The 19605-nt window shown below is 60.4% G+C and carries 18 protein-coding genes; 6 read left to right on the forward strand and 12 right to left on the reverse strand.

The window, feature by feature from the left end; all coding sequences use genetic code 11:
• Nucleotides 1–28 precede the first annotated feature (28 nt).
• Nucleotides 29–1870 carry a dihydroxy-acid dehydratase gene (gene ilvD / locus HKK52_RS22490; RefSeq protein ID WP_054044474.1) on the reverse strand — a complete coding sequence of 614 codons (1842 nt, stop codon included), beginning with the start codon at nucleotides 1868–1870 and terminating at the stop codon, nucleotides 29–31.
• 342 nt (nucleotides 1871–2212) lie between these two features.
• Here ilvD and HKK52_RS22495 point away from each other — a divergent pair, with 342 nt between their 5' ends.
• On the forward strand, nucleotides 2213–3904 hold the full coding sequence (locus HKK52_RS22495) for a DUF4153 domain-containing protein (protein ID WP_169372638.1): 1692 nt from the start codon (nucleotides 2213–2215) through the stop codon (nucleotides 3902–3904).
• A gap of 15 nt (nucleotides 3905–3919) precedes the next feature.
• Here the strand turns inward: HKK52_RS22495 and HKK52_RS22500 are convergent, their stop codons facing one another.
• The 4 genes from HKK52_RS22500 to HKK52_RS22515 all read right to left on the reverse strand — a co-directional run bounded on the left by HKK52_RS22500 (nucleotide 3920) and on the right by HKK52_RS22515 (nucleotide 8781).
• Nucleotides 3920–5125: a multidrug effflux MFS transporter gene (locus tag HKK52_RS22500; RefSeq protein ID WP_169372639.1), complete on the reverse strand. Its 1206-nt coding sequence runs from the start codon at nucleotides 5123–5125 to the stop codon at nucleotides 3920–3922.
• The gene (locus HKK52_RS22505) at nucleotides 5118–6083 is read right to left on the reverse strand and encodes a diiron oxygenase (RefSeq protein ID WP_169372640.1); all 966 of its coding nucleotides are present in this window, start codon (nucleotides 6081–6083) and stop codon (nucleotides 5118–5120) included. Before HKK52_RS22505 ends, HKK52_RS22500 begins: the two co-directional genes overlap by 8 nt.
• Nucleotides 6080–7159, reverse strand: a complete 1080-nt coding sequence (locus tag HKK52_RS22510; protein ID WP_169372641.1) for a SagB family peptide dehydrogenase — start codon at nucleotides 7157–7159, stop codon at nucleotides 6080–6082. Before HKK52_RS22510 ends, HKK52_RS22505 begins: the two co-directional genes overlap by 4 nt.
• 425 nt (nucleotides 7160–7584) lie before the next feature.
• Nucleotides 7585–8781: a class I SAM-dependent rRNA methyltransferase gene (locus tag HKK52_RS22515; protein ID WP_169372642.1), complete on the reverse strand. Its 1197-nt coding sequence runs from the start codon at nucleotides 8779–8781 to the stop codon at nucleotides 7585–7587.
• Between the two features lie 339 nt (nucleotides 8782–9120).
• Between HKK52_RS22515 and HKK52_RS22520 the strand changes: the two genes are divergently transcribed.
• From HKK52_RS22520 to HKK52_RS22530, 3 genes are read left to right on the forward strand one after another with little or no spacing between them, the layout of a single operon-like run.
• Nucleotides 9121–9936 (forward strand): HDOD domain-containing protein, encoded by an 816-nt coding sequence (locus HKK52_RS22520; protein ID WP_169374282.1) that lies wholly within the window; start codon nucleotides 9121–9123, stop codon nucleotides 9934–9936.
• Between the two features lie 43 nt (nucleotides 9937–9979).
• A complete protein-coding gene (gene mutM / locus HKK52_RS22525) occupies nucleotides 9980–10792 on the forward strand; it encodes a bifunctional DNA-formamidopyrimidine glycosylase/DNA-(apurinic or apyrimidinic site) lyase (RefSeq protein ID WP_169372643.1) in 813 nt (270 codons plus the stop codon).
• A gap of 54 nt (nucleotides 10793–10846) precedes the next feature.
• Complete coding sequence (locus tag HKK52_RS22530) at nucleotides 10847–11170, forward strand: multidrug transporter (RefSeq protein ID WP_169372644.1); 324 nt, start codon at nucleotides 10847–10849, stop codon at nucleotides 11168–11170.
• 120 nt (nucleotides 11171–11290) lie between these two features.
• Here HKK52_RS22530 and HKK52_RS22535 read toward each other — a convergent pair whose 3' ends face one another.
• The 5 genes from HKK52_RS22535 to HKK52_RS22555 all read right to left on the reverse strand — a co-directional run bounded on the left by HKK52_RS22535 (nucleotide 11291) and on the right by HKK52_RS22555 (nucleotide 15892).
• Nucleotides 11291–11542, reverse strand: coding sequence for a YfhL family 4Fe-4S dicluster ferredoxin (locus HKK52_RS22535; RefSeq protein WP_048722619.1), 252 nt, complete (start codon nucleotides 11540–11542; stop codon nucleotides 11291–11293).
• A 102-nt stretch (nucleotides 11543–11644) separates the two neighbouring features.
• Nucleotides 11645–12124: a pantetheine-phosphate adenylyltransferase gene (gene coaD, locus HKK52_RS22540; protein ID WP_007945531.1), complete on the reverse strand. Its 480-nt coding sequence runs from the start codon at nucleotides 12122–12124 to the stop codon at nucleotides 11645–11647.
• Nucleotides 12125–12239: 115 nt separating this feature from the next.
• Nucleotides 12240–13835: a GMC family oxidoreductase gene (locus tag HKK52_RS22545; RefSeq protein ID WP_169372645.1), complete on the reverse strand. Its 1596-nt coding sequence runs from the start codon at nucleotides 13833–13835 to the stop codon at nucleotides 12240–12242.
• Nucleotides 13836–13887: 52 nt separating this feature from the next.
• A complete protein-coding gene (locus tag HKK52_RS22550; protein WP_169372646.1) occupies nucleotides 13888–14433 on the reverse strand; it encodes a twin-arginine translocation pathway signal protein in 546 nt (181 codons plus the stop codon).
• Nucleotides 14434–14461: 28 nt separating this feature from the next.
• The gene (locus HKK52_RS22555) at nucleotides 14462–15892 is read right to left on the reverse strand and encodes a coniferyl aldehyde dehydrogenase (protein WP_169372647.1); all 1431 of its coding nucleotides are present in this window, start codon (nucleotides 15890–15892) and stop codon (nucleotides 14462–14464) included.
• A 147-nt stretch (nucleotides 15893–16039) separates the two neighbouring features.
• Here HKK52_RS22555 and HKK52_RS22560 point away from each other — a divergent pair, with 147 nt between their 5' ends.
• Together HKK52_RS22560 and HKK52_RS22565 are read left to right on the forward strand one after the other, a co-directional pair.
• The gene (locus HKK52_RS22560; RefSeq protein ID WP_169372648.1) at nucleotides 16040–16711 is read left to right on the forward strand and encodes a TetR/AcrR family transcriptional regulator; all 672 of its coding nucleotides are present in this window, start codon (nucleotides 16040–16042) and stop codon (nucleotides 16709–16711) included.
• A gap of 33 nt (nucleotides 16712–16744) precedes the next feature.
• Nucleotides 16745–17599: a sulfurtransferase gene (locus HKK52_RS22565; protein WP_169372649.1), complete on the forward strand. Its 855-nt coding sequence runs from the start codon at nucleotides 16745–16747 to the stop codon at nucleotides 17597–17599.
• 125 nt (nucleotides 17600–17724) lie between these two features.
• Here HKK52_RS22565 and HKK52_RS22570 read toward each other — a convergent pair whose 3' ends face one another.
• Both HKK52_RS22570 and HKK52_RS22575 read right to left on the reverse strand, forming a co-directional pair.
• Nucleotides 17725–18564, reverse strand: a complete 840-nt coding sequence (locus HKK52_RS22570) for an AraC family transcriptional regulator (protein WP_169372650.1) — start codon at nucleotides 18562–18564, stop codon at nucleotides 17725–17727.
• Between the two features lie 4 nt (nucleotides 18565–18568).
• Nucleotides 18569–19567: a hydrolase gene (locus HKK52_RS22575; RefSeq protein ID WP_169372651.1), complete on the reverse strand. Its 999-nt coding sequence runs from the start codon at nucleotides 19565–19567 to the stop codon at nucleotides 18569–18571.
• Between the last annotated feature and the right edge of the window lie 38 nt (nucleotides 19568–19605).

A 19605-nucleotide genomic window follows, 5' to 3' on the forward strand; every position in this document is an offset into this window, starting at 1 on the left:
GGGGCATTTTTATGGTGACGATTAAGACTTACAGCCCGTCGAGCATCGCCTTGTTCCGCACGGCACCCTTGTCGGCGCTGGTGGCCAGCAGGGCGTAGGCTTTCAGCGCGGTGGTCACTTTACGTGGGCGCTTCTCGACTGGCTTCCAGCCTTTCTGATCCTGCTCGACCCGGCGTGCCGCCAGTTCTTCATCGCTGATCAACAGGTTGATCGAGCGGTTCGGAATGTCGATCAATACCTTGTCGCCATCCTGCACCAGACCAATCGCGCCACCGGCAGCGGCTTCTGGCGAAGCGTGGCCGATGGACAGGCCCGAGGTACCGCCGGAGAAGCGGCCGTCGGTGAGCAGGGCGCAGGCTTTGCCCAGGCCTTTGGATTTCAGGTACGACGTCGGGTAGAGCATTTCCTGCATGCCCGGGCCGCCTTTCGGGCCTTCGTAGCGGATGATCACGATGTCGCCGGCCTTCACTTCATCGGCGAGGATGCCGCGCACGGCGCTGTCCTGGCTTTCGAAGATCTTCGCGTTGCCTTCGAACACGTGGATCGACTCGTCGACGCCGGCGGTTTTCACCACGCAACCGTCGAGGGCGATGTTGCCGTACAGAACGGCCAGGCCACCTTCTTGCGAATAAGCGTGCTCGACACTGCGGATGCAGCCGTTTTCACGGTCGTCGTCCAGGGTTTCCCAACGGGTCGACTGACTGAACGCGGTTTGCGTCGGGATGCCCGCCGGACCGGCCTTGAAGAAGTGATGCACGGCTTCGTCAGTGGTCTGGGTGATGTCCCACTTGGCGATGCCTTCGGCCATGCTCTTGCTGTGCACGGTCGGCAGCTCGGTGTGCAGCAGACCGCCACGGGCCAGCGAGCCGAGAATGCTGAAGATCCCGCCGGCACGGTGCACGTCTTCCATGTGGTACTTCTGGATGTTCGGCGCGACTTTGCACAGTTGCGGTACGTGGCGGGAGAGGCGGTCGATGTCCTTCAGGTCGAAGTCGATCTCGGCTTCCTGGGCCGCGGCCAGCAAGTGCAGGATGGTGTTGGTGGAACCGCCCATGGCGATGTCCAGGGTCATCGCGTTTTCGAACGCCTTGAAGTTGGCGATGTTGCGCGGCAACACCGACTCATCGTTATCGCCGTAATAGCGTTTGCACAGGTCGACAATGGTGCGGCCGGCTTGCAGGAACAGCTGCTCGCGGTCGCTGTGGGTGGCGAGGGTCGAACCGTTGCCCGGCAAAGCCAGGCCCAGGGCTTCAACCAGGCAGTTCATCGAGTTGGCGGTGAACATGCCGGAGCACGAACCGCAGGTCGGGCAGGCGCTGCGCTCGTACTCAGCGACTTTCTCGTCAGAAGCGCTGGAGTCGGCGGCGATCACCATGGCATCGACGAGGTCGAGGCCGTGGCTGGCCAGTTTAGTCTTGCCGGCTTCCATCGGGCCACCGGAAACGAAGATCACCGGGATGTTCAGGCGCAAGGCGGCCATCAGCATGCCAGGGGTGATCTTGTCGCAGTTGGAGATGCAGACGATGGCGTCGGCGCAGTGGGCGTTGACCATGTACTCGACAGAGTCGGCGATGATCTCGCGGCTCGGCAGCGAATACAGCATGCCGTCGTGGCCCATGGCGATGCCGTCATCCACAGCGATGGTGTTGAATTCTTTGGCGACGCCACCGGCCCGTTCGATTTCACGGGCGACCAGTTGGCCGAGGTCCTTGAGGTGGACGTGGCCCGGTACGAACTGGGTGAACGAGTTGGCAATGGCGATGATCGGCTTCTTGAAGTCGTCATCTTTCATCCCCGTGGCGCGCCACAGTGCGCGGGCACCGGCCATGTTGCGGCCGTGGGTGGATGTTTTCGAGCGGTAATCAGGCATGGAGCACTCCGGGCGGCTAATCAGGTATCAAAGGGGAGTGAGCTTCTATTGACGTCTGGAACACTCAGAAATGGCCGTGTGTCCGGAAGTTGCCGATGACTTTGCGGGATCGCCGCTTGCCTCAGCCTGAGCTCATAAACCCGCCGGGGGATGAATGGCGATGAATCTCGCGATTCTACACCGCTGGCGTCAGGAGGGAATGGCTCAAAGTGTTGATCCAGCCCTGACGCCGTGTGCGGGATGACCATCGGTAAGGTGAACGAGCCTCCCAGGGGGATATCACCGCACGGGACGCTTGGCTAAACTGCCGGCCTTCGCGTAATCGCACCAAAAGGAATTGGCATGCCGCTGTTCAATCGCTCGTTGTGGTTTTACCTGCTCGTCGGTCTGTGCCAAGGGGTGGTTTTCTGGCAGGTCGAATCATTCGGGTCGCGCGGCGTGCTGGCGGCGAGCCTGACGCTGGTAGTGGTTGGAGGGCTGCTCCTGCAACTGCTCGGCCCCAAACTCAAGGACCGCCGGGTTCTGGCCCTGACGCTGGGATTTTGCCTGTTGATGATGGCAATCAGTTCCTGGGTCCAACTGTCCGGCCTCGATTACGGCAATCGTTGGCTGATGGAAAACTGGCTGTTAACCGGTGTGCCGTTGAGCTACGTGGTGTGTGCGTTTCTCGCCAGTTGGCCATCGGGCACCGGCCGGCGCTGGGCTTACGATGATCTGTTTCACAGCGCCTGGAGCCATGTGTTCGTGGTGTTTTTTGCGCTGATGCTGACGGGCGTGTTCAGCCTATTGCTGCTGCTCTGGAGCAAATTGTTTCTCATGCTGGGCATCGATTTTTTTGCCGAGCAGTTCTCCTCCCGGGTCTTTATCTGCCTCAGCCTGCCGCTTGTATTCTCCCTGGCCATGCGCCTGGGGCTGCACAACGAAAGAGTCATCGGCATGTTGCGGGGCGTCTTGTTGGCGGCCTGTCATTTCCTGTTGCCGTTGATCACCCTGATCACGGTCCTGTTTACCGTGACACTGCCCTTTACTGGCGTGCAAAAGATCTGGGCCACCGGCTATTCGACCCCGATTTTGTTGTGCCTGGTGGGGACTTATCTGTTTTTGCTCAATGGGGTGTTTCAGGACGGGCGCCAGGCCAAGCCTTATCCGGCGTGGCTGATGCGCTGTGTCGAGGCGGGTTTGCTGTGCTTGCCGGTGCTGGTGGCGTTGTCCGGGTATTCGAGCTGGCTGCGGGTCGAGCAGTACGGTTTGTCGCCCCGGCGTTTCACCGGCCTGCTGCTGGTCGCGATTTTCGCGGCGTACAGCCTGACTGCGGTGTTGGCCGTGGTGCAACGCAACGCCTTGTGGCTGAACGGGCTGCGACGCAGCAACCCGGCCCTGGCCTTGGTCGTGTGTCTGGTCTTGGTGCTGATCAATACGCCCTGGTTCAATGGCCAGTCCTTCAGCGCACGGGATCAGGTGCGCCGCTTGCTGGATGGCCGCACGTCGGTGCTGGTGTTCGATAGTAATTATTTGCGCAATGGTTTGGGCATGGCAGGGCGGCAGCAGTTCGAGGCGTTGTCCGAACTGCTTGAACGCAATGAGGTGCTCGATGCGCCTTCGCGAGAGGTGCTACGCGCCCAGATCAAAGGCACTCCCGGTGAATCCACGGTTGAGCCCCGTCCCTATACACCAAGCCCTGTGAACCTCGAATGGATCGGTCCGAAAGTGGACGGCAGCGAGCAATTCATCAGCCTCAACAGTCGCAAGCTCCAGTGCCAGGATGATGGCTGCGTAATGTGGGGAGTCGACCTTGATGGCGATGGCCAGGCTGAAGTGGTGCAATTCAATCAGCAGCCGTGGGACCACCGGGCTTTGCTCTACAAACGCGCCGCTAGCGGTGAATGGCAATACGTCACCGTGCTGCTGGGCGCCAATCTTTCGCCACAAAACCTGGATCGGCTGCGTGCCGGTGACTTCAAGCTCATCGAGCCGCGTTACAAGAGCGTGCAAATAGGCGATCTCACGTTGGCTCCCGAACCTGAGGTGCAATGACGTCGAGCGCCCGTTTCAGGCTTCGCTCAAGGTCGGGCTGCGCTGGCGGATTTGACTGCTCACCACCAGCCCGACGCTGCTCAGGACGATGAAGCCGAGTGCCAGCGTCAATTGCAATTCAAAGGGACTCAGGCTGATCAGGGCGCTGATCAGACCACCCGAGATGAATACCAGGGAGTTGCCGGCCGACGCCGAAGCGCCGGCCATGTCCGGAAAAACTTCCATCGCCATCGAGGTGGCGACCGGCCGCGCGATGGTGGTGCCGGCGGTGCAAATGATCATCGGGAGCAGGACGGTGAAGGTCGACAGCCCCCACCATGTTGAAAGCACCAGCATCACCAGGCCGGAAAAGAAGATCAGGCTCAGGCCCACGACGATCTGCGCACTCGGCGCGATCCGGCCGCCGAGAAGCCGGGCGACGATGCCGCCAATGATGTAGGCCAGGCCATAGAGCAACAGGATCAGCGAAAATTCGTAGGGCGTGTGGTGCAACTGCTCCATGAAAATCAGCGGTGAAATGACAATAAAGGAAAAGTGGCAGGCGAAGGCAATCGAGGCGATCAGCCAATAGCCCATAAACCCGGCATCGCGGTAGACCAGGCGGTATGACTGGACGATGCCCCGCTGAATGACGTTGGCCGGGCGCTGGTTTTCAAGAAACAGGCAGGCTTTCAGAAACACCGCGCCGGCCAGGACGATGAAGATCACAAAGCTTCCGGGCCAGTCCATGGCCTGTTGCAGCAGGGTCCCGGCCAGTGGCGAAATGGAAATACAGATGCCGCTGGCGGTCACCAAAAGAATCCTCAAGCGATCCCGATCCTTGCCATCGAACAAGTCTTGAACCAGGGCTTGGGTGAGCACGAAACAACCGCAGCCGATGGCCTGGACCACGCGGAACAGCAGGAACCAGGAATACTCGGTGGAGAGCACGCAGCCGATCGCGCCGATGATCGCGACGGCCATTCCCGACAGCAACAGACCCTTGCGCCCGATGGTGTCCGACAACGGCCCGATCAGCAGCTGCGACAGGGAAATGCCGACCGCGAACAGGCTGATGGATAGCGCGATGTCGGCCGGGGTGGTCCGGAAGTGTTCGGCCAGTGCCGGAAATGACGGCAGCAGGACATCCAGCGGAAAGACCCCGAGCAACACCATGGTCAGCAACAGGATGACCGCGGCACGACGTTTATCTGGACTGACAGCAGATTTTCCTTCATCCATCGACGAGCCCCGCCTGTGCGAAAAGTTGCTGGTTGGCGCGCAGGTCGAAGAAACCGGCGCTGTGTAATGCCTGAAGCGTGGCGCCAGCCCCCGAGCGAGCTCGCACCACGGTGGCTTGCATGCCTGTCAGCCTGTCGAGAATGTCTGCGATAGAGGCGCCGTCCAGGCCCACGCTGTGCAGGCTTTCCTTCAGCCATCGCTCATCGACTTCAAAAAACAGCAGAATGATTTCCACCAGCAGTTTGGCGGTGAACGTGCGTTGACTGCTGTTGAGGGTCAGCCACAGATAATGGAACACTTGCGAAAAGTAGCGACTGTGACGCGCCTCGTCCGTCAGGTGGTCCCTGAGCATTTCCTGGACGCTGGAGACTAGCGCATCACGGCAAACCTCGAGCAGTTCCCTGGCGATGATCGTCTCCGAGACAAAACCGACCAGAAACCAGGCCAGTGCCTTGTGCCGATCAGGGGCTTGCTCGAGCAGGTCATTCAGCCGGGTTATCCGCTGTGGCATCGCTGGCCGCTGGGTGATGCCGTAATGATCGGCAATCTGCTCGGCGAGGCTGTTGGAAAACAGCGCGTGAAAACCTTCGTCGGTGTAGAGCTGCAAGGCAGAGGTTTTCATGCGCGACGGGATGCTGACATCCAGCTCACCGTGGACGATGGTTTCCACCGCGCGGTTGACGATGCGATGTTCGAGCAGGGTGGTGTAGTCGAGGAAATACACCAGGTGGTTGGCCGATAAGCGATGGATCATCGAACGGCCCGCCGCTTCGATGCTCGGGTGGCTGAGGTAAGGCAGAAAGGCCGGTGGGAACCAGTGTCGGGTTTCCAGTTGCTGTTTCAGGTCCGGCGGCAACAGATAGGTGTGCTCGCTGGCGCGCACCGAGGCTCGGGTATTCCATTCGCCCAGGGTGAAACGCTGGGCCCAGAAATCCGGAATAGGGGAGGCACTGGTCATTGTTGTGAGCCTTGTTGGTTCAACAGTGCTTTCAACTCCTTGCACATCACCTGCCCGTCGCTCTGGCCGCAGCCAACAAAAAACAACGGTTGTTCCGGACTTTCCTCAAGTCCCAGCAGCGTTTCGACCTGATCGTCCGTCAATGCCCCCGTCAGCCAGGTATTCAGGCCCAGTGCGGTCGCCACCAGTTGGAAGGTCTGGGAAATATGACCGGCCTCGACGTAGGCCATTCGGTAGGCCCGGGAGTGTTGGTATTTCCACCACAGTTTGTCGAAGCGCGCGCTGAGGAACAGGCCCGCGGGCAAGTTGTTGATGAAGTGTTGCCCGCACACTAGTTGGCCCAACGGCGAGCCGGTCAGTGGGTTGACGAAGCTCAGTGCGTGATCGGCCGGATGGTAGGCGTAGAGTCCGGGTTCCAGGCCAATGACGTTTTGCGCCAGTAGAAAACCTTCACAGGCATTCAATCCTCCACCCGAAGGGCTGCTGCGGCGGGCGGCCAGGCCTTCGGCGACGGTTTCATCGATGTCGTCTTCGCGTTCTTTCAGGTAACCGAGGGACAAGTAAAGCAAGGTGCTGATGTCGCCGAGGGACACCGCTTCACCGGTGAACGACCGGCAGGTCTTGCGGCTGACCAGAGCATCGCCGAGGCTGTCGGCCGGCAACCCGGAGGGCGTGGGCAGGGCAATCATTGCGTGGGCCGCGCGGTGTGCGAGATCGGTGTCGGGTGCGCTGGAGGTCAATACTTCGTTGCAATGGTCCAGATAGTGTCTCGACCATTCATGGATGTTCTGCGGTGTATATTCGCAAGGTATGTTCTTGGTGCCGATATGAAATATCTTTGATAGTTCATCCCAGCCCCATTCGGTAGTGTCTTGTATTGAAGTTGTCAGTATTCCCGTGTTCAGGAATTGAGTGTCGATTATGTTGCTGTTGTCGAACGCTTCAGGGTTCTCTATAAGTTGTGCAAGTCGGAAGGAATATTCCAGGTTTAGTTCGAATTGCTTGTGGCTCCTGTAATCCCAGACTATCTGGCCGGGTGTGCGAGGCAGTATGAATAGATGAGGGTTTATCTGCATGACGGGCGCTTCACTCTGGGCTGTGCCATAGAAAACGCTGGGTAAGCCGGCACTCCCCAGCGTCTCACTTACTTAACGGGCTTTTGGTGCAACCAGAAAAGCCAGGTTAGCGATTTTGTTGGTTTCCAGAGTAACTGCTTTCATGTTTTGAACTCCTTGTAAGTGATAGTGAGTGCCACCGCTTGGTGACAACTCAATCATAGTTTGTAATGAGTTCTTATCAAGGGGAAAAGCAGTAGGAAATATCCAGTAATTTTGTGGGAGCGATCTTTAGGTTGAAGGGTGCTTGTAAGTCTTATTCTTTAGAATAAAAGATGCAGGGAAACTTCCTGCACGTCTGTAGGACGGCAAGTGTAAGAAATAGAAGGATTCACGGGGTAGAAAGCAAACGGGGAGCCTGTTGGCTCCCCGTCTAACCGGCGTTATCAGCTGTTTGGCAGCAGGCGGCAGGTGATGCTCTTGATGTAGCGGGTTTCGGCGATGGCCGGGTGCACCGGGTGATCCGGGCCCTGACCGCCACGTTCCAGCATCTGGATGTTGCGGTCCAGGTGGCGGGCGCTGGTCAGCAGGATGTTCTGCAGGTCATCTTCCGGCAGGTGCATCGAGCACGAAGCGCTGAACAGGATGCCGTCCTTGTTGAGCAGGCGCATGGCTTGCTCGTTCAGGCGACGGTAGGCGCCTTCACCGTTCTTCATGTCTTTCTTGCGTTTGATGAACGCCGGTGGGTCGGCCACGATCACGTCGAAACGCTCTTCACTGGCTTTCAGCTCTTTCAGGGCTTCGAACACGTCGCCTTCGACGCAGGTCATTTTCTCGGCGACGCCGTTCAGCGCGACGTTGCGCTCGACGCCGTCGAGGGCGAAAGCTGACGAGTCGACGCAGAACACTTCACTGGCGCCGAACGCGGCCGCTTGCACGCCCCAGCCACCGATGTAGCTATAAAGGTCGAGCACACGTTTGCCTTTGGCATACGGCGCCAGGCGGGCGCGGTTCATGCGGTGGTCGTAGAACCAGCCGGTTTTCTGGCCCTGGATGACCGGCGCTTCGAATTTCACGCCGTTTTCTTCCAGCGCAACCCACTCCGGCACCAGGCCGAACACGGTTTCGACGTAGCGGTTGAGGCCTTCGGCGTCACGGGCGGCGGAGTCGTTCTTGAACAGGATGCCGCTTGGCTTGAGCACTTGGGTCAGCGCAGCGATCACGTCATCTTTATGGGCTTCCATGGTCGCCGAAGCGATCTGCACCACCAGGATGTCGCCGAAACGGTCGACGACCAGGCCTGGCAACAGGTCGGAATCACCGTAGACCAGGCGATAGAACGGCTTGTCGAACAGGCGATCGCGCAGGGACAGGGCGACGTTCAGGCGATGCACCAGCAGCGACTTGTCCAGCGGCAACTTGATGTCGCGCGACAGCAGGCGGGCGCAGATCAGGTTGTTCGGGCTCATGGCAACGATGCCCAGCGGCTTGCCGCCGGCGGCTTCGAGGATCGCCTGGTCACCGGCCTTGAAGCCGTGCAACGGGGTGGCGGCCACATCGATTTCGTTGCTGTAGACCCACAAGTGGCCGTTTCGCAGGCGACGGTCGGCGTTGGCTTTGAGGCGCAGGCTAGGCAGGGACATGACGTCGCTCCGGAAAAAAGAGCGGGAGTATAGCGTGTTGAGGCTTTGGGCGGGCTGGGTGGGCGATGAAACGCTTATGACGTCTTCGCGGGCAAGCCTTGCTCCTACAGGTTTTGCGTCGTACGCAATTTCCGCGACCAACACAAAACCTGTAGGAGCAAGGCTTGCCCGCGAAAGCGATTTCGAATGCAACGTCGACATGAAACTTTGTCCGAAAGACCGGCCAGGGTGTCGGATCCAACTTTATAAGGGTTAGAATCGGCGCCTGTCCCAGAGTGTGTACTTATGTCCCAAGAGCTCAGTTCCGAACAGATTCAACAGTCCCTGCAAGGCATCAGCGTGCCGGCCCAGCCGCAGATCATGGTGGATCTGCAGATGGAGCAGTACATGCCCGACCCGGACCTGGAAGTGATCGCGAAGCTGATTTCCCAGGACCCGGGCCTCTCCGGGGCGTTGCTGAAAATCGTCAACTCGCCGTATTACGGCTTGAGTAACAAGATCGCCTCGATCCAGCGTGCGGTGAACCTGCTGGGCAGCCGCTCGATCATCAACCTGATCAACGCGCAGTCGATCAAGGGCGAGATGAACGACGACACCATCGTCACCCTCAACCGCTTCTGGGACACGGCTCAGGATGTGGCGATGACCTGCCTGACCCTGGCCAAGCGCATCGGCTCCCAGGCGGGCGACGAGGCTTATGCGTTGGGCCTGTTCCACGACTGCGGCGTGCCGCTGATGCTCAAGCGCTTCCCCGATTACATGAAGACCCTGGAACTGGCCTACGCCGACGCCAGCGCCGAAAACCGGGTAGTAGACACCGAAAACCGCGTGTTCAACACCAACCACGCCGTAGTCGGCTACTACACCGCCAAGTCCTGGCGACTGCCGGAACACATCAGCGCTGCCATCGCCAATCACCACAACGCTTTGGCGATCTTCACCGATGAATCCTCGCGCAACACGCAGATGAAAAACCTGCTGTCGATCCTGAAAATGGCCGAGCACATTTGCGCGTCCTATCGGGTGTTGGGCAATCAGAACGAAGACCACGAGTGGAACAGCGTCGGGCCGTTGGTGCTCGATTATGTCGGCCTGTCGGATTACGATTTCGAGACCCTCAAGCAAACGATTCGTGACCTCGGCACTCATCACTGAGGCCCCGGTCTTCATGATTAAAAGCGCCTGATTCGAGAGCACCATGCCTGAACTGCCGGAAGTCGAAACCACCCGCCGGGGCATCGCCCCGCATCTGGAAGGCCAGCGCGTCAGCCGGGTCATCGTGCGTGACCGTCGGCTGCGCTGGCCGATTCCCGAAGACCTGGATGTGCGCCTGTCCGGCCAGCGCATCGTGCTGGTTGAGCGCCGCGCCAAGTACCTGTTGATCAACGCCGAAGTTGGCACGCTGATCAGTCATTTGGGCATGTCGGGCAATCTGCGGCTGGTGGAAGTCGGCTCGCCGGCGGCCAAGCATGAGCATGTGGATATCGAACTGGAATCCGGCCTGGCCCTGCGTTACACCGACCCGCGTCGGTTTGGCGCGATGCTCTGGAGCCTCGACCCGCTCAATCACGAATTGTTGATTCGCCTGGGGCCGGAGCCCTTGACCGACCTGTTCGACGGCGAGCGTTTGTTCCAGCAATCGCGTAATCGCTCCATGGCGGTCAAGCCGTTCATCATGGACAACGCGGTGGTGGTGGGCGTCGGCAATATTTACGCGACGGAAGCGTTGTTCGCCGCCGGCATCGACCCGCGCCGTGAAGCCAAGAGCATTTCCCGGGCGCGTTATCTGAAATTGGCGATCGAGATCAAACGCATCCTCGCCCACGCCATCGAACGTGGTGGTACCACGTTGCGCGACTTTATCGGCGGCGACGGCCAGCCGGGCTATTTCCAGCAGGAACTGTTCGTCTACGGCCGTGGCAGCGAGCCGTGCAAAGTCTGTGGTACCGAGTTGCGCGATGTGAAGCTGGGCCAGCGCGCCAGCGTGTTTTGCCCACGCTGCCAGAGCTGATACGTGCGACGGTCTATAGTCAGTGTTCTCACTGCCTAGCCGAAGGACCGTGCCATGAATGCGTTTCGAACCTTTGTCGTTGTTTTGCTGTTGAGCGCCGGCCTGCCCGCGCTGGCGGCTGAAAACGGCAGCGGCGACCCCCGTTACACCATCCAGAACCCACCGGCCTACGCCATGATCGGCGATTTGCTGATTGCTCGTCCTTTGCTGGTCGCGGCGACGGTGATCGGGGCGGGGGTGTTTGTGGTGTCGTTGCCATTTACCGCGCTGGGTGGCGGTGTGGGCGATGCGGGACAGGCGTTGGTGGTCGATCCGGCGAAAGCCGCGTTTGTGCGGTGCCTGGGGTGTATCGGGGAAGGGTTTGAGCAGCGGGAGTGAAGCTTTAAAAGCTTCGCGGGCAAGCCTCGCTCCTACAGGGTTCGCGTTAATTCATGATTGGCGCAAGACCTGTAGGAGCGAGGCTTGCCCGCGAAGGCGCCCTCACAGACGCCAAAAGCCTCAAGCCTTACCGGTAATGACCCGATACTTCGCCATCAACTGCTCTTCAGTCTCCGGATGGGCCTCGTCCAGCGGAATGCAATCCACCGGGCAGACCTGCTGGCACTGCGGCTCGTCGTAGTGGCCGACACATTGAGTGCACAGGTTCGGGTCGATCACGTAGATCTCTTCGCCCTGGGAAATGGCGGCGTTCGGGCACTCGGGTTCGCAGACGTCGCAGTTGATGCAATCGTCGGTGATGATCAGGGACATGCTAACTCCAGCCGGGGCGGCAGGCCCGGGCGCAATAAACCAATGCGCGCAATTGTGCCGCATTGGCGCCCGCAGTGCACGCGGGCGCCGCTTGAGCGGTCGTTACTTCTTGAAGCGTTCGGTCAGGGCGTCCGCCACCGCCGGGTGGACAAACTTGGTGATATCGCCGCCCAAGGCGGCGATTTCACGCACCAGCGTCGAGGAAATAAACGAATAACGCTCGGACGGTGTAAGAAACAGGCTTTCCACATCCGGCGCCAACTGGCGGTTCATGTTGGCCAGCTGGAATTCGTATTCGAAGTCCGACACCGCGCGCAAACCACGCAGGAACACGTTGGCGTTCTTCTCTTTGGCAAAGTGCGCCAGCAGCGTCGAGAAGCCGACGACTTCAACGTTGGGCAGATGTTTAGTGACCTCGCGGGCCAGCTCCACACGCTGTTCCAGGGGAAACAACGGGTTTTTCTTCGGGCTGGCAGCGACGGCAATGATCACATGATCGAACAGGCGCGCGGCGCGTTCGACCAGATCGCCATGGCCCTTGGTAATAGGGTCGAAGGTACCTGGGTACAACACTCGGTTCATCGCGTCGTCCTGGCGGAAGTCCGTTGGGGACTCGGATGGTATCGCAGCCTTCCCGGTCGGGAAAGTCGCCTTTTAGGTAAGAAAGCACTATAGACGATGGGAATATTGTGGTTTTTCATGGGTTTTTCAGGCGCTCGGCCAACGCTGTCGCCAGTTGTGCGGTCAGTCCGTAGACCGACAATTGCGGGTTTGCGCCAATGCTGGTGGGGAACAGCGAGCCGTCGTGGATCGACAGATTACTGATCTGATGATGCCGGCCAAGGCTGTCGGTCACGGCGTTTTTCGGCTCTTCACCCATCGCGCAACCGCCCATCACATGAGCACTGCCTAGCCGCGTGCGATACAGCTCAAGGCTCAAGCCATCGATCAAGGTGCGAGCCTCGGCGAGGGTTTTCACGTAACGCGCATCGGCGTGCATCGGCATGACCGCTTTGGCGCCGCCGGCGAACTGGATCTCGGCCATGCTGTGGAACGCCCGGCGCAAACCGTCCCAGGCGTAGGGTGAAACCTGGTAGTCGAGCACCGGCGTGTCATCGCCGCGCAACTCGACACTGCCGCCGGGGCTGTCCGGGTGGAAACCGTCGCGCAGCAACGCGAGCATGGCGTGGGTGTGGGGCAGGTTTTCCATGTGCTGGGAGTTTTCTTTACCAAAGCCGCCGAGCAGGGTCGCCGCCAACGCCGGTTGCAGCGGCGGGACTTCGAGCTTGTAGGACATTTTGCCGGTGGTGCCGTCCTGCCATTGGAAATGGTCGGAGTAGATCGACTGCGGCGCACCGTAGAACGGATTGATCACCTCGTCGAACAGGCCGGCAGACATGTTTACCAAATGCAGGAAGGTTCGGGTGCCGAGCCGTTTGTGCGGGTCGGGCGCATCGGAACGCAGCAGTAACGCCGGGCTGTTGATCCCGCCGCCGGCCAGCACGTAATGCCGCGCCTTGACCGTGATGGTGCGACCGGTCGGCGCCACGCAGCGCTCGTCCATCGCCACGCAATTGAGGCCAGTGACCTTGCCGTTCTTGATCGACAACTTTTCGGCGCGGGCCAGGTAGAGCAGCTCGCCGCCCTTTTCCAGGGTCGCCGGAATGGTCGTCACCATCATCGATTGTTTGGCGTTAGTCGGACAGCCCATGCCGCAGTAACCGAGGTTCCAGCAGCCGCGCACGTTGCGCGGGATCACGTGCCAGCTGTAGCCGAGTTGCTCGCAGCCTTTGCGAATCACATCGTTGTTGGCGTTGGGCGGCACCATCCACGGCGCGACGCCCAGGCGTTGTTCCATTTTTTCGAACCATGGCGCCATCTCGGCCGGGCTGTGGCCTTTGACGTTGTGCTCTTTGGCCCAGTGTTCCAGGGTCGGGTCCGGGGTGCGGAAACTCGAGGTCCAGTTGATCAGCGTGGTGCCGCCCACCGCCCGGCCCTGGAGAATGGTGATCGCGCCGTCCTTGCTCATGCGGCCGATGCCTTCCTGGTAGAGGCTGGCGTAGGCCTGGTCTTCGAGCATCTTGAAGTCGCTGCTGGTCTTGAGCGGGCCTTCTTCGATCAGCAACACCTTGTAGCCAGCGGCACTGAGGATTTCCGCCGTGGTGCCACCGCCGGCACCGCTGCCGATGATCGCCACGTCCGCTTCCAGAGTCAGGTCTTCTGTCAGTTGCGCGCCGTTGTAGGTTTTCCAGCCGCGGGCCAGGCCTTCGCGGAACGGATCGGGTACAGGCATGTTCGGGTTCTCTTCTTATTTTGGATTCGGTGGTGTGGCGTCGCCGCAATTCTCAAACGGTAGGCGGCCCCGGATACCCGCAATGCGCCCAGGACTCGGCCCGGCTGTACCACGCCATCATCACCAGTTGCAGCAATGAGCTGTGACCCATGCGCAGCAGGCTCAACGAGCTGTTTTCCCAACGGTCGAGGAAGTGCCGGATCTCATCGGCGGAAGCATTTTCCCAACTGCCCCAGATCCCGGTCAGCGGCCCACGGGTCACGGCCATGCCGAGCACATCGAACAACTGTTGCGTCAGTTTGAGCATTTCCGGCGACAGGTGATTGAGGCTGTTATCCAGGGTTTTCAGGGTGCCATCGACGGCCGCCGGCATATGCCCAGTGGCCACGGCGCCGTCGAGCATCACTGGGATGAGGGCGCGCAAAAACAGCAGGTCGCCGCTGCGCAGAATCGCAAAACCATTGGCCGCAATACTCGACGAGCAGCCGCTGAGGCTGGCCCCCAACCCGGCGGTGGCAAGGAAGGCGCTGGCGCCCAGGCTGAATTTCAGCAGGCCGCGCCGTGACAGCGCGGGTGTAGCGGACAGGCTTGGGTTCATTATTGTTATTACCCGGCGGTGATGATTGTTAGCGGATAAACAGCTTCTGAATCAGCTTCTGGATGGACTTGCCGTACGGCGGGTAAATCAGCTTCGCCGCGTTGAAGCGCTGCTTGATCAGCACACCCTTGGCCTTGCTGAAGGTCAGGAAGCCTTCGTGGCCGTGGTAATGGCCCATGCCCGAGGCGCCGATGCCGCCGAACGGCATGTCGTCCTGGGCCACGTGCAGCAACGTGTCGTTGAGGCACACGCCGCCGGAATGGGTTTCGTGGAGCACGCGGTTCTGCTCGCGCTTGTCATAGCCGAAGTAGTACAGCGCCAACGGACGAGGGCGTTGGTTGATGTAGGCAAACGCCTGGTCCAGGTCGGTGTACGGCACGATCGGCAGCAGCGGGCCGAAGATTTCGTCCTGCATCACCGTCATGTCGTCGCTGACATTGAGCAGCAGGCTATGGCCCATGCGCCGCCCCTGGCCTTGGTCGAACAGCGGAATCAGCAGCGCGCCCTTGCTGGTGGCATCGCTGAGGTAGCCGTTGAGCCGCGCCAGTTGTCGGTCATTGATGATCGCGGTGTAGTCCGGGTTGTCAGCGAGTGTCGGATAAAACCCGCGAACCGCCTGGCGATAAGCTTCGACGAAGGCGCCGATACGATCTTCCGGCACCAGCACGTAGTCCGGGGCCACGCAGGTTTGCCCGGCGTTGAGAGTCTTGCCGAAAGCGATGCGTTCGGCGGCGTCCTTGAGCGGCACGTCCCGGGAGACGATGGCCGGGGACTTGCCGCCCAGTTCGAGGGTCACCGGGGTCAGGTTTTCGGCCGCCGCGCGCATCACGTGTTTGCCGATGCTGGTGGCGCCGGTGAACAACAAGTGATCGAAACGCAGGCGGGAGAACGCGACGCCGACATCAGCCTCGCCCAGCACCACGCAGACCAGATCCGCCGGGAAGATCCGCGCGAGCAATGCCTTGAGCAACAAACCGGTGGCGGGCGTGGATTCGCTGAGTTTGAGCATCACCCGATTACCCGCCGACAACGCGCCCACCAGCGGGCCGATGGCCAGGTACAACGGGTAATTCCAGGGCACGATCACGCCGACTACGCCCAATGGCTGGTAAACGACTTTGGCTGAAGCGGGTTGAAAGGCGATACCGACCTTGCGCCGCGATGGTTTCATCCAGCCTTTGAGGTGCTGGCTGGCGTAATGAATGCCGTGCAGGCTGGGCATCAGCTCGGCGAGCAGGGTTTCATCGGCGCTGCGATGGCTGAAATCCTGGCTGATCGCATCGATCAGGGCTTGGCGCTCATTGCTCAAGAGATCGCGCAATGCCTTGAGCCATTGCTGGCGTTGAGCAGCCGGCGGCATCGGGTTGGCGGCGTAAGCGGCCCGTTGCGCATCGAACAAAGTCTGGAGCTCGTCCAAAGGCTGCTGTAGGTTCTGCAGGTAGGCAATGTCGGCAGTCATCGTCGGCTCCGGATTTATTGTAATGAGGAACTTTTTAGAGTCTATGCTCTATAAAGTCAAATGACTTCCTGATGCAGCATTGTTTTATCCACCGCCGGATAGGCCGTAAGATGCTCCGTCACCGCACTCTGAATTAAAGCTCAAGCCATGGCCCCCAGGATCAAAACCAGCGAGCGCATCGTGCAGAACAGCCTGGAGCTGTTCAATCAGCAGGGCGAGCGCAGCATCAGCACCAACCACATAGCTGCCCATATGGAAATTTCCCCGGGCAACCTGTACTACCACTTCCCCAACAAGCAGGCGATCATCGCCGTGTTGTTCAGTGAGTACGAAACCCTCGTGGATAGCTTCCTGCGCCCGCCCCAGGGCCGTGCCGCCACGGTGGAGGACAAGCGCTACTACCTTCAGGAACTGCTGTCGGCGATGTGGCGCTACCGTTTTTTGCACCGCGACCTCGAACATCTGCTCGACAGCGATCCGGAACTGGCCGCCCGTTACCGGCGCTTTTCCCAGCGCTGCGTGATTCAGGGCAGCGCCATCTACGAAGGGTTCGTCGCGGCCGGCATCCTCAACATGGACCGCGTGCAGATCGAATCCCTGACGCTTAATGCCTGGATCATCCTCACGTCCTGGGTGCGTTTCCTGTGCACCACGCGGGAAAACTCCAATCACCTGAGCGAGCAAGCGATTAAACGCGGCGTGTATCAGGTGCTGGTGCTGGAGGCCGGGTTCGTCACGGATCAGTCACGCGACGCAGTGAATGCCTTGTTCGAAGAGTTTTACGTGCCACTGGCCCAAGCCCTGGAAGAAGTGCAGTAGGATCAGACACCGACTTAAATACAGGAGCCCGTTATGCCCATTGCGCAACTGATCAGCCCGCAAGCACTGGACCTGAAGAAGGAGCAGCCGGGGCTGGTGATCCTGGATTGTCGTTTTGCTCTCGAAGACCCGGACTACGGCCAGCGCAGCTATGCCGAAGGGCATATCGCCGGGTCGAGCTTTGCCGATCTGGAGCGTGATCTCAGCGGGACGGTCATCAAGGGCGTCACCGGGCGTCATCCGCTGCCTGAACCCGAAGACCTGATCGAACGCCTGCAAGCCTGGGGCATCAACGCTGACAGCGAAGTGGTTCTGTACGACGACGGTCCCGGTGCCTACGCGGCGCGGGCCTGGTGGTTGCTGGCCTGGCTGGGTAAGCGCGATGGCGTGTTCATCCTCGACGGCGGGCTCAAGGCCTGGCACGCGGCAGGGTTGCCCTTGAGTCTTGATGCGCCTTCGGTACTGCGTGGCACCTTCAGCGGTACACCGGATGCTTCGTTGTTACTCAGCGCCGAACAACTCCAGCAACGTCTCGGCCAACCCGCGTTGACTCTGCTCGACGCCCGCGCCTTGCCGCGCTTCAAGGGCGAAGTGGAACCGATCGACCCGATTGCCGGCCACATCCCCGGCGCGCAATGCGCGGCGTTCACCGAGAACCTGGGCAGTGACGGGCGCTTCCTCCCGGTCGATCAGCTCAAACAACGATTTGCCGCGAAACTCGGTGATCGCTCGCCGACCGAGCTGGTGGCGTATTGCGGTTCCGGCGTGACGGCTTGCCACAACCTGTTTGCGTTGTGCCTGGCGGGTTATCCGTTGGCGTCGTTGTATGCGGGGTCTTGGAGCGAGTGGATTAATCAGCCGGCGCGGGGCATCGCTACCGGCGAATAACGCCATATCCCTTGTAGGAGCGAGGCTTGCCCGCGAAGGCGTCGTATCAGCCGCCATCGTCATCGACTGACACGACGCCTTCGCGGGCAAGCCTCGCTCCTACATTATTGGGCCTGCGCAAGCCCTTAATTCCTGAGTGGTGTCCGAGCACTGCGATATGCGCCTGGCCCAACCCCGTAAACCTGCTTGAACTGCCGGCTCAGATGACTCTGATCGGCAAACCCCAGTTGCGTGGCAACTTCCAGCGGCAGACAACCACCCTGTAACAAAGCCCGCGCCCGTGCGATGCGTTGCTGCATCAGCCAGGTGTGCGGCGGCATGCCGGTGGCGCGGCGGAATACTCGAGCGAAGTGGAAGGGCGACAGGTTCACCGCGGCCGCGAGTTCTTCCAGCGAAGGCGGCGCCGCCAATTGCGATTGCAGCAGGTCCTTGGCCAAGGTCACCGCCCGATGCTCCTTGCCGGGTTTGCCGGCAATCGGCACGGCGGCGTGGCGTTGCAGCAGCGACAGCATCATTTCCCGCCAGACCGTTTGCTGTTGCAGCGCCGTGGACGGGCTCTCCAGCAAGCGATGCAATTGACAGAAACCCTTCACCAGATCCGGATCGCGATACAGCGTGGCGCCAAACGCCGGCAAATCGCTGGTCGGTATTTCCAGCTCGGCCAGCAGTGAAAGAATCTGCCCGCTGTCGGGATAAAACGCTCGGTACAACCAACCGTATTCCGTGCCTTTATGGCCGGTGTGCAGTTCATCCGGGTTGATTAATACCAGTGTGCCGCTCGCCGCCAGGTGTTCAGCGCCGCGATATCGGTAGCGCTGGGCGCCGGCCATGATCATGCCGATGACATAGCCGTCATGCACATGGGGCGCAAAGCGGTGTTCGATGTAACGCGCGGACAACAGCTCGACCCCGGCCAACGGCGCCGTTTGCCAGAACCGGATCGACTCGCCCTGATCGCTGCCCATGACCTTACTCGCGCCCCGCGAAAGTCAGCCATTGCGGGATGCGCCTTTCCAGGTAGTAGCCCGGTTGCCTGAACGAACCATCGACGAAGCCGACATGCCCACCTTTGGCCTGCAATTCGAATTGAGTACAAGCCGACAACTCGCTGGCGTCGGGCAAGCTGTGAGGGAACACGAACGGATCGTCAGCCGCCTGGATGATCAGGGTTGGTGTGCGAATTTCACCCAGGAAGTAACGGCTCGACGCGCGGCGATAATAATCCTCGGCATCGACGAAACCGTTCAGTGGCGCGGTGACCCGGCCATCGAAATCCCAGAACGTGCGCATGTTTTCCAGCGAGCCCAAGGCGGCCAAGGCGGCCAGGCCATCCTCGCGTCCGTCGTGCTGGAACTGGCGCTGTTTGTTCTTGATGTAGGCCACCATCTCGCGCATGAAGTGCGCCTGATAGACCTTGGAAAATCCCTGGCCGATCCGGTCGGCGCACTGATCAAGGCGGAACGGTACCGACACCGCCACGGCGCCCAGCACGCCGCTGTCACTGCCGGTCTCGCCCAAGTGCTTGAGCAACACATTGCCGCCCAGGGAATAGCCAACCGCATACAACGGCGCGAGCGGGCGCTGGGCCTTCAGGTGTCTGATGGCTTCGGCCAGGTCTTCACTGGCGCCGGAATGGTAGCTGCGCGGCAACAGATTCGGCTCGCCGGAGCAACCGCGCCAGTTCAGCGCAACGCTGGCCCACCCTTGATCACCGAGGACCTTTTGCAGGCCGGCGACATAGGGCGAGTTCGACGAGCCGGTCAGCCCGTGCAACACCAGCACCAAGGGTGCGTCGGCGGTGTGCGGCCCGTGCCAGTCGAGATCAAGGAAGTCGCCATCATCGAGCCAAAGCCGTTCGCGCGTGCGGTCGATATGTGTGGTTTTACGCCACAGCGGGCCCCACAAGGTTTGCAAGTGCGGGTTGCCAAGGCCAATGGCCGGGGTGAAGCGTTCGCTAGGCGGGAGCACGATGTTTCTCTGAAAAGTAAAACAGTCGGCGCCAGGGC

Source organism: Pseudomonas sp. ADAK2 (genome assembly GCF_012935755.1).
GTDB lineage: Bacteria > Pseudomonadota > Gammaproteobacteria > Pseudomonadales > Pseudomonadaceae > Aquipseudomonas.

Excerpts from the sequence above, each read along its gene's own strand:
- ilvD (WP_054044474.1), bottom strand. The coding sequence starts at position 1,870 with ATGCCTGATTACCGCTCGAAAACATCCACCCACGGCCGCAACATGGCC.
- HKK52_RS22495 (WP_169372638.1), top strand. The coding sequence starts at position 2,213 with ATGCCGCTGTTCAATCGCTCGTTGTGGTTTTACCTGCTCGTCGGTCTG.
- HKK52_RS22500 (WP_169372639.1), bottom strand. The coding sequence starts at position 5,125 with ATGGATGAAGGAAAATCTGCTGTCAGTCCAGATAAACGTCGTGCCGCG.
- HKK52_RS22505 (WP_169372640.1), bottom strand. The coding sequence starts at position 6,083 with ATGACCAGTGCCTCCCCTATTCCGGATTTCTGGGCCCAGCGTTTCACC.
- HKK52_RS22510 (WP_169372641.1), bottom strand. The coding sequence starts at position 7,159 with ATGCAGATAAACCCTCATCTATTCATACTGCCTCGCACACCCGGCCAG.
- HKK52_RS22515 (WP_169372642.1), bottom strand. The coding sequence starts at position 8,781 with ATGTCCCTGCCTAGCCTGCGCCTCAAAGCCAACGCCGACCGTCGCCTG.
- mutM (WP_169372643.1), top strand. The coding sequence starts at position 9,980 with ATGCCTGAACTGCCGGAAGTCGAAACCACCCGCCGGGGCATCGCCCCG.
- HKK52_RS22530 (WP_169372644.1), top strand. The coding sequence starts at position 10,847 with ATGAATGCGTTTCGAACCTTTGTCGTTGTTTTGCTGTTGAGCGCCGGC.
- HKK52_RS22535 (WP_048722619.1), bottom strand. The coding sequence starts at position 11,542 with ATGTCCCTGATCATCACCGACGATTGCATCAACTGCGACGTCTGCGAA.
- coaD (WP_007945531.1), bottom strand. The coding sequence starts at position 12,124 with ATGAACCGAGTGTTGTACCCAGGTACCTTCGACCCTATTACCAAGGGC.
- HKK52_RS22545 (WP_169372645.1), bottom strand. The coding sequence starts at position 13,835 with ATGCCTGTACCCGATCCGTTCCGCGAAGGCCTGGCCCGCGGCTGGAAA.
- HKK52_RS22550 (WP_169372646.1), bottom strand. The coding sequence starts at position 14,433 with ATGAACCCAAGCCTGTCCGCTACACCCGCGCTGTCACGGCGCGGCCTG.
- HKK52_RS22555 (WP_169372647.1), bottom strand. The coding sequence starts at position 15,892 with ATGACTGCCGACATTGCCTACCTGCAGAACCTACAGCAGCCTTTGGAC.
- HKK52_RS22560 (WP_169372648.1), top strand. The coding sequence starts at position 16,040 with ATGGCCCCCAGGATCAAAACCAGCGAGCGCATCGTGCAGAACAGCCTG.
- HKK52_RS22565 (WP_169372649.1), top strand. The coding sequence starts at position 16,745 with ATGCCCATTGCGCAACTGATCAGCCCGCAAGCACTGGACCTGAAGAAG.
- HKK52_RS22570 (WP_169372650.1), bottom strand. The coding sequence starts at position 18,564 with ATGGGCAGCGATCAGGGCGAGTCGATCCGGTTCTGGCAAACGGCGCCG.